The organism is Paractinoplanes hotanensis, from assembly GCF_023717965.1.
Classification (GTDB): domain Bacteria; phylum Actinomycetota; class Actinomycetes; order Mycobacteriales; family Micromonosporaceae; genus Actinoplanes; species Actinoplanes polyasparticus.
In genome coordinates this window covers 14,283-29,853 of record NZ_JAMQOL010000042.1, presented here as the reverse complement: position 1 = coordinate 29,853, position 15,571 = coordinate 14,283, and the positions used below count along the sequence as shown (strand labels likewise).

Here is a 15,571-nt window from a genome sequence, read left to right as displayed (position 1 = left end):
TTGCCGAGACTCAGTAGTCGTGGTTGCCGCGCCGCGGGGCCGGCGCGTCCGGACGGCCGCCGCGCTGGTCGTGCCCGCCCGGCTGGTTGCCGTACTGGTCGTCGTAGCCGCTGCCCGGCTGGTAGCCCTGGTCGTAGCTGCCCGGCTGGCCGGCCTGGTAGCCCTGGTCGTAACCGCCGCCGTACGGCTGACCGGCAGGTCCGCCGCCGGCCGGGTCACTGGCAGGGTCGCCGCCGTACGGCTGGGTGCTGCCGTACGGGCCGGTCTGACCGCCGCCGTACGGCTGGCCGCCGCCCTGAGGGCCGTAACCGTTGTTGTCGAGGCCGTCGCCCGCGGCCCCCCACGATCCGTAACCGCCCTGGTCGGCCGGTTCCTGTCCGTAACCGCCGGCAGGGTAGCCACCAACCGGCTCCGCGCCGTACTGGCCGGCGCTGTACTGGTTGGTGCCGCCGTAAGGCTGATTGCCGTAGCCGCCGTCGTCATCGGCCTCGGGCCGGTACATGCCGGTAGCTTCCCCGTACGCTCCGTAGCCGCCACCCTGCTGAGCGCCGGCGGCGTAGCCGTTGTCCTCCGGCGGGCGGCCGTACGAGGTCGCCTCGCCGTACGGCTGCTGAGCGCCGCCGTCGTACGGCTGGGTTCCCCCGCCGTACTGCTGAGTGCCTGCGCCGTACTGGTTGCCACCCTGGTTGCCGCCCTGGTCCCACCCGCCGGCAGCCGCACCGGCGTAGCCGCCGTGCTGCGGCAGCGGGACGCCGTAGGGGTCGGGGAACTCGTCCTCGACCGCGGGCACGGGGCGATGGATCATGGTCGGGGCGTCCGCCATGGCCGCCGAACGCGGCGCCGGGGCGATCATGGTGGCGTCGTTGCGCCCGCCACCGACCGGCGCGCCGACCCGAGTCGCGTCCGTGAAGCCGCCGCGGCTCGGCGGCACCACGCCGCCCGAGCCGGACAGGCCGGTCGGGTCGTCGTCACCGTCGTTGTCGGCGCTGTTCCGGCGGCGCAGCACGACCAGCACGATCGCGCCGATGCCGGCCGCGACGAGCAGGACCCCGATGATGATGTAGAGCATGGACCCGCCGTCGTCCTCGGTGGACGCGGCCTGGTCGGTCGCCTGCTCGGTCGCCGTCTCCTCCTCGGGCGTCGCCTGCTCGCTCACCTCTTCGGTGGGGGCGGCGCTGGTAGCCGACGGGCTCGGAGTCGGGGTCGGGGAGGGCGTCGCGGGGGCGGTCGACTTCAGCGTCAGCGAGATGGTCAGGTTCTGGTTGGCCTGGGCCTCACGCTGGACCGTGACCTCTTCGAAGCCGTTCTTGCCGGCGCCGATGGAGATGCGGCCGGGCGAGATCGGCTTGCTGTCGGTGGACCGGAAGGAATACTGACCCGAGCCGTCGGAGGTGCCCTGGAAGACGCTGCCGGCGCTGTCCTGCATACCGACGGTGGCGCCCGCGATCGACTTGCCGTCCTGGTCCTTGACGCGGCCCGAAACCTGGCGCACGGACTGCGGACGGTCCGGGCCCTTGATCGTGATCTGCTGGCTGGCCCGGCCCGGCTGCTCGCCCTGGACGTTCGCCGTGATCTCGACCGTAACCTGACGCGTCTCACCGGCGTTGACGTTGGGTGCGGTGAGTTGCACGGAGAACTGGCGCCCGTTGCCGTCGACCGTGGTGCGCCGGCTGCAGTCGCCGCCCCGGCAGTCCATGCCGCCGCCGTTGACGGTGACGTTCGCGGGGACCGGGATCTCACTGCCGTTGCCTTCGGCGACCTGGAACTGCATGGTCAGCCGGCCGCCCGAGAGCACCTCGGTCTGCAGGTCGGTGATCTGTACGTTCGGCGGGTCGGCCAACGCCACCGCGGGGGCGACGAAGATACCGCCGAGCACCACCGCCAGTAACGCACCGGCCTGGGTCGCCCGGGCTCGTAGGTGCGTTGTCACCATCCACCGCCTTCCGGTCGCACGGTCCTCCCGGCCGTTCAAGGGTGGCCGGTTACATCCCGCGACTAAAACACCGTCGGCCACTATGCCTTGTCACACGTCCATCGCGCGACCCAGGGCCGCGTACCAATCTCGCTGAAGCGAGTCGTATCGTCCCGACGTGTCCCCTGCGCACAATAAATCCGAGTCCGTGAAAGAAGCGTTGGACGCGCTGGACCGAGGCGTCGAACCCGAGAGATCTGTGCAGCGTGACGCTGTGCGAGCGCTCCTGGCGGAGCTGTCCCGGAAGGCCCCTGGCCGATCGGTGGAGGTCCGGATTCCGCCTTTCGGTGCTATTCAGTGTGTTCCTGGTCCCAGACACACCCGCGGCACACCGCCCAATGTGGTCGAAGCGGATCCCATCACCTGGCTGCTCGTCGCAACGCAGCGTATGACCTGGGCCGATGCGGTGCGTGACGGACGCCTGCGGGCCAGCGGTATCCGCACGGATCTGACCGAATACCTTCCGTTAACCGGTCGCGAGGCCGTTTAGCAGCGAGGCCGTTTAGCAGCGAGGTCGGCGCCCACCGGCTCGCGTACACTGGGCGGTCGGACGGCAGTTACGAGCACATGAGCATGAGGGAGCTACAGGTGCCCCGAGGCGACGGCCGGTTGACCGACGATCTCGACCCCCAGGAGCGTGGCCCCCAGGATGCCTGTGGCGTCTTCGGCGTCTGGGCTCCCGAGGAAGAGGTCGCGAAACTCACCTACTTCGGGCTCTTCGCTCTGCAGCACCGCGGCCAGGAGGCGGCGGGCATCGCGGTGAGTGACGGCTCGGGCGTGGTGGTCTACAAGGACCTCGGCCTGGTGTCGCAGGTCTTCGACGAGCCCACGCTGGCCAGCCTGCGCGGCCACCTCGCGATCGGGCACACGCGCTACTCCACCACCGGCGGCTCGAACTGGGAGAACGCCCAGCCGACGATCCGGGCCACCACGGCCGGCACGACGATCGCACTGGCCCACAACGGCAACCTGGTCAACACGGCCGAGCTGGCCCGTGAGGTCGCCGAGCGGGGCCTCGAGGCCGACAGCGCCACCTCCGACACCGCCCTGGTCACCACGCTGCTGGCCAGCCGTCCCGACCTCTCGGTCGAGGGTGCGGCGCTCGAGGTGCTGCCGGGGCTGCGGGGGGCCTTCAGCTTCGTCTTCATGGACGAGACCACCCTCTATGCCGCGCGCGACGCACAGGGCGTTCGCCCCCTGGTGCTCGGACGCATGGAGCGGGGCTGGGTGGTCGCCAGCGAGACGGCCGCCCTCGACATCGTCGGCGCGAGCTTCGTCCGTGAGGTCGAGCCGGGCGAGATGATCGCGGTCGACGAGCACGGCCTGCGGTCCACCCGGTTCGCCGCGCCCGAGCCCAAGGGCTGCCTCTTCGAGTACGTCTATCTCGCGCGTCCCGACACGACGATCGCCGGCCGCAACATGTATTCGGCCCGCGTCGAGATCGGCCGCGTGCTGGCCAAGGAGCACCCGGTCGAGGCCGACCTGGTCATTCCGGTGCCCGAGTCGGGCACCCCGGCCGCGATCGGCTACGCCGAGGCGTCCGGCATCACCTTCAGTGCCGGCCTCACCAAGAACGCCTATGTCGGCCGCACCTTCATCCAGCCGTCGCAGACGATTCGTCAGCTCGGCATCCGGCTCAAGCTCAACCCCTTGCGCGAGGTCGTGCGGGGCAAGCGCCTGGTCGTGGTCGACGACTCGATCGTCCGCGGCAACACCCAGCGGGCCCTGGTGCGCATGTTGCGCGAGGCCGGGGCGCTCGAGGTGCACGTGCGCATCTCGTCGCCGCCGGTGAAGTGGCCGTGCTTCTACGGCATCGACTTCGCCACCCGGGCCGAGCTGCTGGCGAACGGGCTCGACAACGAGGGCATCCGCCGCTCGATCGGCGCCGACTCCCTGGGTTATGTTTCCCTGGACGGGCTGGTGCAGGCGACCGAGCAGCCGAAGACGCGACTGTGCATGGCCTGCTTCGACGGGCACTATCCGATCGAGCTGCCCGCGGGCAACCTGATCGGCAAGCACCTGCTCGAGGGCGTCGGCAAGCGGGCCTCGATGCCGTCGGCCACCGACGAGGCCGCCACCGCGGCCGTCGCCGAGCTCGAGACCGAGTACGACGTGCGTGAGCTGGCCGGCCAGGGCGGCGGCGCGTGACTTTGACGAACGAAAGACCGCTAAGGGGAGAACCGTGACGCACGTGTCCGAGCGCAACAGTGCCGGGTCCAACGGCGCTGAGGGCGCCGACCGCCGGCCGTGGACTGCCGGGGGCGGCCGCGGGGTGCGTAAGCGCACGGCCACGTACGCCGACGCGGGCGTCTCGATCGAGGCCGGCGACCGGGCCGTCGAGCTCCTCAAGTCGAAGGTCAAGAAGACCACCCGGCCCGAGGTCATGGGCGACCTGGGCGGCTTCTCCGGCCTGTTCAAGCTCAACACGGCGAAGTACAAGAGCCCGATCCTGGCCTCGTCGACCGACGGCGTCGGCACCAAGCTGGTGATCGCCCAGCAGCTCGACATCCACGACACGATCGGCATCGACCTGGTCGCCATGGTCGTCGACGACCTGGTCGCCTGCGGCGCCGAGCCGCTGTTCCTGCTCGACTACATCGCCTGCGGCGAGGTCGTGCCGGACAAGGTGGCCGAGATCGGCGCCGGTATCGCCGACGGCTGTCGCTACGCCGGCTGCGCGCTGCTCGGTGGCGAGACGGCCGAGCACCCGGGCGTCCTGCGCCCCGACGAGTACGACGTCTCGGCGACCGGTGTCGGCGTGGTCGAAGAGAGCGAGATCCTCGGCCGCGAGCGGGTCGAGGTGGGCGACGCGGTGATCGCGATGCGCTCGTCGGGTCTGCACTCCAACGGCTACTCGCTGGTTCGCCACGTGCTCCTCGGCGCCGGCCGGATGCGGCTCGACTCGGTGGTCGACGACTTCGGCTCGCAGCGCACCCTGGGCGAGGAACTGCTGACCCCCACCAAGATCTACGCCAAGGACTGCCTGGGCCTGATCGAGGAGACCGACGTCCGCGCGTTCTCGCACGTGACCGGCGGCGGCATCCCCGGCAACCTCAATCGTGTCCTGCCCGGCAACGCCGACGCGGTGGTCGACCGCTCGACCTGGCGCCCGCAGCCCATCTTCGACCTCATCCAGGCCAAGGGCCGGATCGAGGACAACGAGATGGAGGCCACATTCAACATGGGCGTCGGCATGTTCGCGATCGTCTCGTCCGACGACGCCGACCGCGCCATGGCCTATCTGACCGGCCGCGGCGTCGAGGCCTGGCAGGTCGGCGAGGTCATCGAGGGCACCGGCGAGGTGCAGATGATGGGGCAGTACACCCGCGGCTGAGGCCCGGCGATGCGCAGATCCGCGTGTGTCGATATCCGGCACATGCGGATCTTTTTCGTTTACTGGCTGGACCCGGGGGCCTAGCCTCTGACGTGAGTTCTTCACGCGTGGGCAGGACGGGGGTGCGGCAGTGGCACAAGCCTGGAGCGGGATGCGTGGCATTGCTTCCGTGCCGACCTATGTCGTCATGCAGCCCACCACGCTCTGCAACCTCGATTGCGCCTACTGCTACCTCCCGTTCCGGGCGGCCGACAATCGCATGACGGTCGAGGTCGCCCGGGCCGTCGCCGCCTCGATCGACGGCTGGTCCCGCGACGGCCGCTTCTCGGTCGTCTGGCACGGCGGCGAACCGCTGGCCGCCGGGCGGGAGCATCTGGCCGCCCTGCTCGAGCCGTTCGCCCCCGGCGTGGAACACCACGTGCAGACCAACGCCACGCTCATCGACGACGCCTGGTGCGACTTCTTCCAGGCCCATGACGTACGGGTGAGTGTCAGCGTCGACGGGCCACCGGAGCGCAACGGTGAGCGGGTCACCCGGGGCGGCAAGCCGGCGTACGACCGCATCCTGCGCGGGATCGAGACGCTGCGCCGCCGCGGCATCCCGTTCTCGGCGCTGTGCGTCGTCGGTGATCCGCGGCCCGGCGCCGCCACCGAGCTCTACGACTACTTCCTCGGGCTGGGCTGCGACGTGCTCGGCATCAACGTCGAGGAGCAGGAGGGCGTGAACACGCGCGCCAACGGCCACGCCGCGGCCGACGTCACGGCGTTCTGGGCCGAACTCGTCACAGCCTGGCGCGCCGACCCACGAATCCACCTGCGGGAGGTCGAGTGGTCGCTGCGTTACGTGGCCGCGGTGCTCGACGGCACGGCCGACGACCTGCTGCCCCGCCGGCTCGACCCGATCCCCACCGTGGCCCACGACGGCTCGGTGGTGCTGCTCTCGCCCGAGCTGGCGGGTTTCTCCGACCCCCGCTACGGCGACTTCACGAGCGGTAACGTGCTGGCGACGCCGCTGGCCGAGATTCTGGCCGGCGCCGCGTCGGCACCCTGGATCGCCGAGTTCCTGGGTGGCGTCGAAGCGTGCCGCGCGACGTGTCCGTACTTCGGTTTCTGCGGCGGCGCCCATGCGGCCAACCGCTACTTCGAGCAGGGGCGGTTCGACACCACCGAGACCGACCACTGCCGGAACAGCAAGATTCGCCTACTGGAGGGAGTGCTGGACCATGCCCGAGACCACGAGTCCTCGGCTGTCCGATGAGCCGGGGATCGATCCGGTGAGCGCACGGGTGCGTGACACCCAGGCCGGACTGGCCACGCTCCTCGCGGAGGCGGAACAGGCACGGCAGGCACGCGCGGAGAGCACGGCGGAGGAAGGTTCGGCGGTGTGCGCCTGGAACCACTTCGAGAACATTCCCACGTTCTACAACTGGAACAACAGGCCGCGTTGACATGGCTCCGCTTCGCTCCGCGGGCGCTTGCCTCTGGGAGGCATGTGAGCAGACAGCCGATTTTCCGGCACCGCAAACCCCGCGGCGACGAAAAATCGACTGCCTGCTCACATGCGAGGCAAAGCGCGGGCAGCTCACGATTCTTGGGTCGACGCAGGTGAGGTTGGTGGGGACCGGGTCACCCTGAACTGCGAGGTGGTCGCCGGCGCGCCGGTTGTTTAGCTGGTTCGGAGCCCACGCGGGGGTTGGCCCGCGTGGGCTTCGGTGTTTGAACCGTAGGCTGTTTCGCCATTAGCAACTGACCACGACGCACGTGAGCACGCGGTCTGCCGCGTGCTCTGTGCGATTCGGGTCAGCGCCTTGTCGGCGACCAGGAATCCCGGTCGTCGTCAGCGTCATCCTCGTCATCGTCGACGAACTCATCGTTGTCGTCGTCGAAGTGACGGTCGGATGGACCGGCACCCGCCAGTTCGCGCTGCAAGGCGGTGAGGTCGGTGTTCGGGGAGTGGTACTTCAACTCCCGGGCCACCTTCGTCTGCTTGGCCTTAGCACGGCCGCGCCCCATGGCTCGACCCCCTCGCACAGAATTCGGGGCAGCCCGAAGGCGGGCCCCGATGACGTTAGGCATCTCTCGTGGGTCTTACGGTACATGGACGATGCCGTCTTCGGCACCTCGGGTTGCGTGTGACACTGCCGCGCGTCGCGGTTTTCCGTCCCGGAACGCGCGGCAGGCACTAAACCGCTCTCTTTTCCTACCTCGCCCCCACCTTTTCGGCGGATGGAGGTGGCCGTTCGGGCCAGGTCTCAGCTGAGATAGATCGAGCGCAGGCGGCCGACCTCGGCCATGCGCTGTTCGGCCAGCCGGTCGGCGGCGACGGCCGGGGCCACCCCCTCGGTCCGCGCCATCTCGAGGATCCGGCGGGTGGTCTCGAAGATGCCGGTGGCGCGCAGCTTGGCCCGCTCGAAGTTGAAGCCCTCGATCTCGTCGGCCACCTGGATCACGCCACCCGCGTTGACCAGATAGTCGGGCGTGTAGAGGATGCCCCGCTCGGCCAGCGTCTTCTCGATGCCCGGGTGGGCCAGCTGGTTGTTGGCGCCGCCGGTGACGACCTTGGCCCGTAGCAGCGGGACGGTGTCGTCGTCGAGCGCGCCGCCCAAGGCGCAAGGGGCGTACACGTCGAGCTCGGAGGTGATCAGCGCCCGGGTGTCGGCCACGAGCTCGATCTGTGGGTAGGTGGTGCGGGCCCAGCTCAGGGCGGCCTCGTTGACATCGGTCGCGATGACCGCGGCGCCGTCCTCGATCAGGTGGCCGGCCAGATATTTGCCGACCTTGCCGAGGCCGGCGATGCCGACCGTGCGCCCGGCCAGGGTAGGGCGGCCCCAGGTGTGCTCGGCGGCCGCGCGCATGCCCTGGAAGACGCCCCAGGCGGTCAGGATCGAGGAGTCGCCGGCGCCGCCGTGCTCGAGGCTGCGGCCGGTGACGTACCGGGTCTCGCGGGCGATGACATCCATGTCGGGGACGTAGGTGCCGACGTCGCAGGCGGTGTAGTAGCGGCCGTGCAGCGACTCGACGAAGCGGCCGTACGCGCGCAGCAGGCCCTCGGACTTGGCCCGGGCCGGGTCGCCCCAGATGACTGCCTTGCCGCCGCCGAGGTCGAGACCGGCCAGGGCGTTCTTGTAGGCCATTCCGCGGGAGAGCTTCAACACGTCGGCGAGGGCGGCGTCCTCACTCTCGTACGGATAGAAGCGGGTGCCGCCGAGAGCCGGCCCGAGGGCCGTGGAGTAGATCCCGATGATCGCCTTGAGGCCGGTCTGCCTGTCCTGGCAGAAGACGACCTGTTCGTGACCGGTGGCGTCGGTGCCGTCGGTGTCGAACACGCCCATGGCTGTTCTCCTGATCTGGTGTCTGGGCCCTTGTGGGGCAGGTCGTACCGGCTGGGGTGGGCCGGACATCCCGAGCCTAGTCGGGTGCACCTCTACCGGATTTACGTCCGCGCGGGAAGTTCCACCCAGCCGATTTCGTGAAAGGATCGCGCCGTGCCGTCACTGTTCGCGTCGTACCTGAGGGTTTACGAGCCACTGACCGCCTTCGACCGCGACCGTCAGGTTTTCTGGCGCAAGTACGCGCGCGAGGGTCGTGCCCTGGGCCCGGTCGACGGCCCGGTCCGGCAGCGTTCGGCCGTGCTCGAGGCGCTCGGCGCCGGCTGGACCAGGCTGCCCGACCTGCCCGACGAGGCGTACGTGTTGCAGTGGGGCGACTCGCTGCTGGTCTGCCCGTGGAACCTGCGCCTGCGGGTCGCCGAGGCCGCGCTGAACGCGCGCGACGGCGTGCCCAGCGTGCTGGCCGACGCGTTCGTTCCGCCCGTGCTGGCCGGCCAGGCCAAGGCCGTGGTCGAGGACTGGCGCAGCGGGGCCAAGGTGCTCGAGCACGGTGTGCCGCGGGTCCACGAGCAGATCGCCACCTGGGGTGTGCCGCTGCGCTGGTTCGTCTTCGTCGATCTGGAGGAGCGGGTCATCGACCTCGCCGCCCAGCCGCGCACCCTGCGTTACCGCACCGAGATCTCAAAGGCCCGGCGGCGTGCGCACCGCGCGGTCGCCGTGCTGCGCAAGTCGGTGGGCGATGCCCCGATCACCGAGGCGGTCGAGGAGGGCACGCGCTGGCTCGAGGAGTTCCACCCGCGCTCGATCGTCGAGCTTGACTACGGCGGCCTCGTCAACCTTCTCCCGGATGACGTTCTCGCTGGTGACGATTCACCCGGAGTGGTGGCGGCGGGTCTGTCGGCTCTGTCGCGGGGCGACGCTGACGACGCCTCCGCCGCGTACGAGAAGCTGGTCGAGCGCTGGCGCGCCGTCCAACTTCTGGAGCGCTGCAACTGACCTGGGAAAATGCGGTGATTTGCCCTCCGTGGGAACGCTCCCGAGGTGAACACTCTTCGTAATCGCCGTTCCGCGAAGCGTGATAATCGGACTAAACGCGGCACTATCTGGCATAGAAAACACGTAAAAATCGGGCATGCTTCATCCGTCTATCTGGGGACCTTCGTCCGTTCGGCCCATGTCGGACATCGGGGACTAGCCGGACCATGAGAGACGCACCGGCCGGCGGGACCCCGGCCGTTGTCTATAGGTACCTGTGGAGGAGTGACCGATGGCATCGCGTACGCATGATCCTGAGCCGCTACTAACTCCGGCCGAGGTGGCGTCGATGTTCCGTGTCGACCCGAAGACCGTCACCCGGTGGGCGAAGGCCGGCAAGCTGAGTGCGATCCGCACTCTGGGCGGCCACCGTCGTTACCGGGAGTCGGAGGTTCGCGCTCTGCTGCAAGGACAGATTCCCACGCAGCGTCAGGGCGACTGAACGAACCTCAGTCGAGGCGAGAGATCGTTGCAAGGGGCGAGCGTCGGGGAAGACGATCGCCCCTTCTTCGTGTCCGGGCCGACTCCGCGCCCGAGACGAGACGGTCCGTCTCGCACGAAACGCCAGCTCTGCGCGAGACGGTTCGTCTCGCACGACGTGCCGGCTTGGGGCGAGACGAGGCGGTTCGTCTCGCTAGGCAGGCTGCACCGCGATGACTGTGATGCGGTCGCGGTGGCCCAGCATCCGGTAGCGCAGTGAGCCCAGGATGCCGGTCACCCAGTACTTGCGGCCCAGCACCTTGGCGAAGTGGTCGCACTCGGCGTCGCTGACGATGCGGGCCGTGCCCTCGACCGCCTCACCCCGCACCTTGCCGCGGATGTCGCAGGCCGCCACGGTGACGCGAGGGTCGTTGCGGACGCGCTTCACCTTGTACGACCGGGTCTCCGTCCAGATGGCCACGCCGGCGCCGTCGGGCAGCACCCAGACGGGCGTCGCCACGGGTGAGCCGTCCTTGCGGTAGGTCGTCAGAAGGACGTACTTCTCGGAACCGAGTTGCTCCAGGGTGGCCATGCCCCAAGGGTAGTGACCATGGAAGAGCCACCGATCGGCGACGTGTTCGGCGAGATGATCCGCGACGCCTTCGCGGTGCGCACCGGCGTCGGGCCGAGGCCGCTGGCCGGCGGGCGGGTGCCCCGGCCGGTGATCGAGGTGATCGAGCGCGACGACGGCCTGATCAACGGCGCTCCGGCCGATCACTACCTGGACGAGCCCGGCGAATGGGAGGAGCAGGACCATCGCGCGCTGCGCCTCTGCCGGGGGCACGTGCTGGACATCGGCGTCGGGGCCGGCCGCATTGCCGTCGAGTTGCAGCGCCGGGGCATGGCGGTGACCGGGCTCGACACCTCGGCCGGGGCGATCGCCGTCGCCCGCGAGCGGGGTCTGCGCGACACGGTGCTGAACACCGTCGACGCGTACGCCTCGGCGAGCGCCCGTTACGACACGTTCCTGCTGCTCGGCAACAACCTCGGTCTGCTCGAGAACGCCGAGCGGGCGCTCGTCTTCCTGGCCGCGCTGGCCCGGCTGGCCAACCCGGGCGCCCGGATCATCGCGCAGGGCACCGACCCGTACGGCACCACCGATCCCGTGCACGTCGGCTATCACCAGCGGAACCGCGAGAGGGGCCGCCTCGGTGGGCAGTTGCGGCTGCGACTGCGGTACCGGCGGCTGGCCACGGCCTGGTTCGACTACCTGAACTGCTCGGTGGCCGAGTTGGACGCTGTGCTCGCGGGCACCCGGTGGCGCCTCACAGCGATCGACGAAGCCGACCGGCCGTACTACCTTGCCGTCATGGAGCTGCGGGAATGACCGGGCTGACCCGCGAGCAGGTGCGGACCAGCCGGCGGATCGCCCTGGTGCTGCGGCACCGGCCCGAGTCGGCCGGCCTGACCCTCGACGCCAACGGCTGGGTGCCGGTCGCCGACCTGCTGGCCGCGCTGGGTATCACCCGGGACGAGTTGGATGCGGTGGTCGAGCACAACGACAAGTCCCGGTTCGCGGTGACCCACCGCGACGGGGCCGACTGGATCCGGGCCAGCCAGGGACACTCGCGCCGGGTGTCCGTCGACCTCGGCCTGCCGCCGGCCGATCCGCCGCCGGCGCTGTTCCACGGCACGCCCCGGGCCAACCTCGAATCGATCATGAGTGCGGGCCTGCGGTCGCGCAGCCGGGACCACGTGCACCTCTCGTCCGGCGTGCCGACCGCACTGCTCGTCGGCCGCCGCCGCTCGGCCGAAGTGGTGGTGCTGCGGGTCGCGGCGGGCGCGATGGCGGCGGCCGGGCACGTCTTCCACCTCAGCGCGAACGGGATCTGGCTGACACCGGACGTGCCGCCGCGCTATCTCATGCTAGAAGCGACAAATCCGTAATACCCGGCTCCACAGTGGCCGTACGTCGTAACGGCGCACACCCGCCGTTAGCGTGGGGTGATGGCGAGGATCAACCGGCGTGAGCTGACGAATCTCCTCGGTGCGGTCGGTGTCGTCGCCATCCTGGGCGGCCTTGCCTTCGGGCTGCCGGCGGCCGACCGGTCGCTGCCGGCCGAACGCGCGGTTCCCGACGACGAGCCGTACTCGATCGGCGCCGGGGTGACCGTTGTGCCGCCGCCCGGCGCGGTGCTCGACGTGACCGGCACCAGACCGGGCGACTCCGAAGGCACCGTCCTGTTCCGTGTCGGCCCGGTGCGGTACGCGATCGCCGTACGCCCGTTCCGGGGTGACCTCGCCGCGGCCGCCGACCGGTTGCGGAAGAGGATCGTCGACACGACCGGCTATCAGGTCACGAGTGCGCAGCTCACGGTGAGCACGGCCGGTGGGCTGGCCGGGCTGCAGGGCGGCTACACCGCCCCCGGGCGCGGCGGCCGGTACTCGGTCTTCGTCGCCGACGAGCACACCATCGAGGTGACGATCAGCGGGAACGATCTGGACCTGGGCCGGACGCTGCCCCGGATCGAGGCGAGCACGCGCACCCTGCGCCAGAACGAGGAGCCGCGGTGACCGACTCGGTGGTGCGGCCGGCCGCGGGCAGCCCACGGGTGTCGGCCCTGATGCGGGTGCCTGCCTTCTGGGTGGTGCTCGCGGTGGTGGCGGCCGGCGGGCTGCGCATGGCCCAACTCGCCGGGCAGTTCTTCACCTCGTACCCGAAAGCGACAGCCACCTCGGTTCTGCTCTTCGCGCTTCTGGCCGTGCCGTTCTGGCTGTTCGTCTCGGAACTCGACTTCTTCGAGCCGGAGCCGACGAAGCTGCTCGTGCTGGCCTTCGCGTGGGGTGGGCTGGTAGCCACCACGGTGTCGATCCCGGGCGGCGTGGCCCTGCAGAACCTCGTGGCCAAGCTCGGCTCGCCGCAACTGGCCGCGGGCTGGGGCGCCGCCCTGGCCGCGCCGACGGTCGAGGAGGTCGCGAAGACGCTCGGCGTGGTGGCGATCGTGCTCATCGCCCGCTCGCAGGTCAACAGCGTGCTCGACGGCGTCGTCTACGGGGCGATGGTCGGTCTCGGCTTCCAGATCGCCGAGGACATCGTCTTCGCCGTCGGCGCGGTGGCCCTGGCCGGACAGGGCGACCAGGTGCAGCCGGTGATCGCGACGTTCCTGCTGCGCGGCTTCCTCAGCGGCATCTGGAGTCACACGCTCTTCGGCGCGCTGGCCGGGGCCGGGATCGGCTACCTGGTGGTCGGCCGGGAACGTGGACGCCCGCACCGGGTGGGCGTGGCGGTGCTGGCCGTGCTGGGCGCGTGGGCCTCACATGTGCTGTGGAACGCGCCGCTGGTCGTCGACGGGCTCGGCAACGGGGCTCTGGCGCTGCTCGGGGTGCTGCTCGTCAAGGGTCTGCCGCCGTTGGTGCTGATCCTGCTGCTGGTGCGGCGGGCGCACGACAGCGAGGCCGACTACTACGTGGGCCGCCTGGCCGAACTGGACGACCCGGAACTGATCACGAGCGGTGAGCTGGAGGCGCTCCGCTCGGGGGCGCGGCGGGCGTCGGCCCGCCGGCTGGCCGCCGAACAGGGTGGGCGGGCGGCCGCGTCGGCCGTACGACGGTTGCAGCGGGCCCAGGCCCGGCTGGCTGCCTCCCCCTCGGTCGCGCCGGGAGAGGCAGCCGTCCGTGCACAGCGGGCCGAGCTGCGGCGGCTCGGACATCCCGAAGCCGCCGCGGGCCCGGTGTCGTGGCGGCACCGGGCCTGGACGATCGCCGCGACTGCCGTGGCGATCGCCGTGTTGTGGGTCGCGTTGAGCGCCCTCGGTGGCGCCTAGACCTTCGGCGGAATCCCGCCGTCCCCGTCGACGATCATGTCGGGGTTCCCGTCCTCGTCGAGGTCGACCATCGTGATGTCGACCTTGCCGTCCCCGTCGGTGTCGAACTGGAAGAGGTCGGGCTTGCCGTCGCCGTCGGTGTCGGACACCCACACGTCGGGCTTGCCATCGCCGTTGGCGTCCTGGGCGATGAGGTCGACGCGCTCGTTCCCACGCGTCTCGACGGTCTCCTGCGGCTCGGTCATGGGGCCTCCCGGCATATGGCGTACACGGTCGCAGGGAAGAGTAAGACCCAAGTCACAGCGCCGCGAGCCGAGTGCCGCCGGTAACGTTCATCGAATGGACATAGCGGCCGACAGTGTGCAGGAGCTCTTCACCGACGCCGGCGGGTCGCTCGGTGCGCGAATGGGCATCCAGCTCAGCGAGGCGTCGGCCGAACGCGTCGTCGGCACCATGCCGGTCGAGGGCAACACCCAGCCGTACGGGCTTCTGCACGGCGGCGCCTCGTGCGTGCTGGCCGAGACGCTGGGCTCGGTCGGGGCGGTCATGCACGGGCAGACGGTCGACCGGCCGTTCGCCGTGGGCGTCGACATCAACGCCACGCATCACAAGTCGGCACGGTCCGGGGTCGTCACCGGGGTGGCCACCCCGGTGCACCGGGGCCGCACCATGGCGACGTACGAAATCGTCATCACCGACGACAGCGGGGAACGCGTCTGCACCGCGCGTATCACCTGCCTGCTCCGCGGAGCGTGATTTCCGGGGTCTCACCGCGCAGACCTTGACCGTTCCACGTACCTTCTTTCTCGTGACCGAGGTACCACAGCACGCTATCGACGACGCGGCACTCGTGCTTCAGAGTGCGCTGAGCGGCGACAGTGATGCGGTGGTCGGCACGTTCGACTCGGTCGTCGACCGTTCGGGCATCGTCGGCGCCTACGACGTGGCCTGGTGCCTGGCCGCGACGATGGTCGGCCAGGTGCCCTCGGGCGGCGCGTGGACGCTCGACTTCCCCGGCATCGACGACGCGCGCTACGACAAGCGGTGGGTGGCCCGCTTCATCAGCGCCTACGCGAACGGCGACATCCCGACCGCCGAGGCCCTGTTCGGCGCCGCGATCGCCGACGGCCAGCTGCCCGACTGCCTGCTGGCCCTGGCCGGCTCGACGGTGGCGACGCTGCGTCACCGCGCCGCTTAGCCTTTGCCGTTCTTGAGATACAGCGCCTTGGTGTACTGGGCGGCCGCGGCCTCGTTGTACATCGACGCCAGCGACATGTAGAACTCGTGGTCGGCCAGCGCGGACTGGGCCTGGGCGGTGCTCTTCCAGCGGATGGCCGCGTCGACCTCGGACAGGCCGCGCGCCTTGAACTGCCGGCGCATCGCCATCCGGCCGGACCGGAACATCTCCTGCGCCTCCTCGGCGTTCTTCATCGCGGCGAAGGCCTTCTCGCTGAGCGCCTCGGCCATGCTCCAGGCCGCCTGCTCAGCCGCGTTCGTGAATGTCAGCACGCCGTCCTCCTCATCACGCCCGACCCGGACAAGATCGACGAACGTTGCTGCTCACCGATCCGCAGTTCACTCTTATCGACCGCACAGCCGCCTACAAGCCTGGTCCCGTGCCCGCTTCGGCTGCCGCCTCGCAGTCGATCTCCCCAGG

General features: G+C 70.1%; 19 protein-coding genes. 13 read left to right on the top strand and 6 right to left on the bottom strand.

Annotated features, from left to right (window positions below; genetic code table 11):
- Window positions 1-10 precede the first annotated feature (10 nt).
- Window positions 11-1,933: a carboxypeptidase-like regulatory domain-containing protein gene (locus tag LXN57_RS29335; RefSeq protein WP_251801446.1), complete on the bottom strand. Its 1,923-nt coding sequence runs from the start codon at window positions 1,931-1,933 to the stop codon at window positions 11-13.
- Window positions 1,934-2,090: 157 nt separating this feature from the next.
- Between LXN57_RS29335 and LXN57_RS29330 the strand changes: the two genes are divergently transcribed.
- The 5 genes from LXN57_RS29330 to amcA all read left to right on the top strand — a co-directional run bounded on the left by LXN57_RS29330 (window position 2,091) and on the right by amcA (window position 6,754).
- Window positions 2,091-2,462 (top strand): sterol carrier family protein, encoded by a 372-nt coding sequence (locus tag LXN57_RS29330; RefSeq protein WP_251801445.1) that lies wholly within the window; start codon window positions 2,091-2,093, stop codon window positions 2,460-2,462.
- A 98-nt stretch (window positions 2,463-2,560) separates the two neighbouring features.
- Window positions 2,561-4,120, top strand: a complete 1,560-nt coding sequence (gene purF / locus LXN57_RS29325) for an amidophosphoribosyltransferase (protein WP_251801444.1) — start codon at window positions 2,561-2,563, stop codon at window positions 4,118-4,120.
- A gap of 34 nt (window positions 4,121-4,154) precedes the next feature.
- Window positions 4,155-5,306, top strand: a complete 1,152-nt coding sequence (purM, locus tag LXN57_RS29320) for a phosphoribosylformylglycinamidine cyclo-ligase (RefSeq protein WP_251801443.1) — start codon at window positions 4,155-4,157, stop codon at window positions 5,304-5,306.
- A gap of 151 nt (window positions 5,307-5,457) precedes the next feature.
- On the top strand, window positions 5,458-6,564 hold the full coding sequence (amcB, locus tag LXN57_RS29315; RefSeq protein ID WP_251801442.1) for a cyclophane-forming radical SAM peptide maturase AmcB: 1,107 nt from the start codon (window positions 5,458-5,460) through the stop codon (window positions 6,562-6,564).
- On the top strand, window positions 6,530-6,754 hold the full coding sequence (gene amcA / locus LXN57_RS29310; protein WP_251801441.1) for a multiple cyclophane-containing RiPP AmcA: 225 nt from the start codon (window positions 6,530-6,532) through the stop codon (window positions 6,752-6,754). Before amcB ends, amcA begins: the two co-directional genes overlap by 35 nt.
- A 352-nt stretch (window positions 6,755-7,106) precedes the next feature.
- Here amcA and LXN57_RS29305 read toward each other — a convergent pair whose 3' ends face one another.
- Window positions 7,107-7,319, bottom strand: coding sequence for a DUF3073 domain-containing protein (locus LXN57_RS29305; protein ID WP_221380818.1), 213 nt, complete (start codon window positions 7,317-7,319; stop codon window positions 7,107-7,109).
- A 239-nt stretch (window positions 7,320-7,558) separates the two neighbouring features.
- Window positions 7,559-8,638, bottom strand: coding sequence for a Glu/Leu/Phe/Val family dehydrogenase (locus tag LXN57_RS29300; RefSeq protein ID WP_251801440.1), 1,080 nt, complete (start codon window positions 8,636-8,638; stop codon window positions 7,559-7,561).
- Between the two features lie 153 nt (window positions 8,639-8,791).
- Between LXN57_RS29300 and LXN57_RS29295 the strand changes: the two genes are divergently transcribed.
- Both LXN57_RS29295 and LXN57_RS29290 read left to right on the top strand, forming a co-directional pair.
- A complete protein-coding gene (locus tag LXN57_RS29295; protein ID WP_221380816.1) occupies window positions 8,792-9,631 on the top strand; it encodes a DUF8083 family protein in 840 nt (279 codons plus the stop codon).
- Between the two features lie 271 nt (window positions 9,632-9,902).
- On the top strand, window positions 9,903-10,112 hold the full coding sequence (locus LXN57_RS29290; RefSeq protein ID WP_014687221.1) for a BldC family transcriptional regulator: 210 nt from the start codon (window positions 9,903-9,905) through the stop codon (window positions 10,110-10,112).
- A gap of 192 nt (window positions 10,113-10,304) precedes the next feature.
- Here the strand turns inward: LXN57_RS29290 and LXN57_RS29285 are convergent, their stop codons facing one another.
- On the bottom strand, window positions 10,305-10,682 hold the full coding sequence (locus tag LXN57_RS29285) for a PPOX class F420-dependent oxidoreductase (RefSeq protein WP_251801439.1): 378 nt from the start codon (window positions 10,680-10,682) through the stop codon (window positions 10,305-10,307).
- A gap of 18 nt (window positions 10,683-10,700) precedes the next feature.
- Here LXN57_RS29285 and LXN57_RS29280 point away from each other — a divergent pair, with 18 nt between their 5' ends.
- From LXN57_RS29280 to LXN57_RS29265, 4 genes are read left to right on the top strand one after another with little or no spacing between them, the layout of a single operon-like run.
- A complete protein-coding gene (locus LXN57_RS29280) occupies window positions 10,701-11,477 on the top strand; it encodes a class I SAM-dependent methyltransferase (protein ID WP_251801438.1) in 777 nt (258 codons plus the stop codon).
- A complete protein-coding gene (locus LXN57_RS29275; protein ID WP_251801437.1) occupies window positions 11,474-12,037 on the top strand; it encodes an RNA 2'-phosphotransferase in 564 nt (187 codons plus the stop codon). Before LXN57_RS29280 ends, LXN57_RS29275 begins: the two co-directional genes overlap by 4 nt.
- Window positions 12,038-12,097: 60 nt before the next feature.
- Window positions 12,098-12,664, top strand: coding sequence for a hypothetical protein (locus LXN57_RS29270; protein WP_251801436.1), 567 nt, complete (start codon window positions 12,098-12,100; stop codon window positions 12,662-12,664).
- On the top strand, window positions 12,661-13,914 hold the full coding sequence (locus tag LXN57_RS29265; RefSeq protein WP_251801435.1) for a PrsW family intramembrane metalloprotease: 1,254 nt from the start codon (window positions 12,661-12,663) through the stop codon (window positions 13,912-13,914). Before LXN57_RS29270 ends, LXN57_RS29265 begins: the two co-directional genes overlap by 4 nt.
- On the opposite strand, the gene LXN57_RS29260 is transcribed toward LXN57_RS29265, so the two are convergent.
- Complete coding sequence (locus LXN57_RS29260; protein WP_251801434.1) at window positions 13,911-14,159, bottom strand: hypothetical protein; 249 nt, start codon at window positions 14,157-14,159, stop codon at window positions 13,911-13,913. The two genes, LXN57_RS29265 and LXN57_RS29260, sit on opposite strands and share 4 nt — an antisense overlap.
- Window positions 14,160-14,253: 94 nt before the next feature.
- On the opposite strand from LXN57_RS29260, the gene LXN57_RS29255 reads away from it, so the two are divergent.
- The gene (locus tag LXN57_RS29255; RefSeq protein ID WP_251801433.1) at window positions 14,254-14,670 is read left to right on the top strand and encodes a PaaI family thioesterase; all 417 of its coding nucleotides are present in this window, start codon (window positions 14,254-14,256) and stop codon (window positions 14,668-14,670) included.
- Between the two features lie 52 nt (window positions 14,671-14,722).
- Window positions 14,723-15,112: a hypothetical protein gene (locus tag LXN57_RS29250; protein WP_221380809.1), complete on the top strand. Its 390-nt coding sequence runs from the start codon at window positions 14,723-14,725 to the stop codon at window positions 15,110-15,112.
- Here LXN57_RS29250 and LXN57_RS29245 read toward each other — a convergent pair.
- Window positions 15,109-15,423: a hypothetical protein gene (locus LXN57_RS29245; protein WP_221380808.1), complete on the bottom strand. Its 315-nt coding sequence runs from the start codon at window positions 15,421-15,423 to the stop codon at window positions 15,109-15,111. The two genes, LXN57_RS29250 and LXN57_RS29245, sit on opposite strands and share 4 nt — an antisense overlap.
- Window positions 15,424-15,571: the final 148 nt, after the last annotated feature.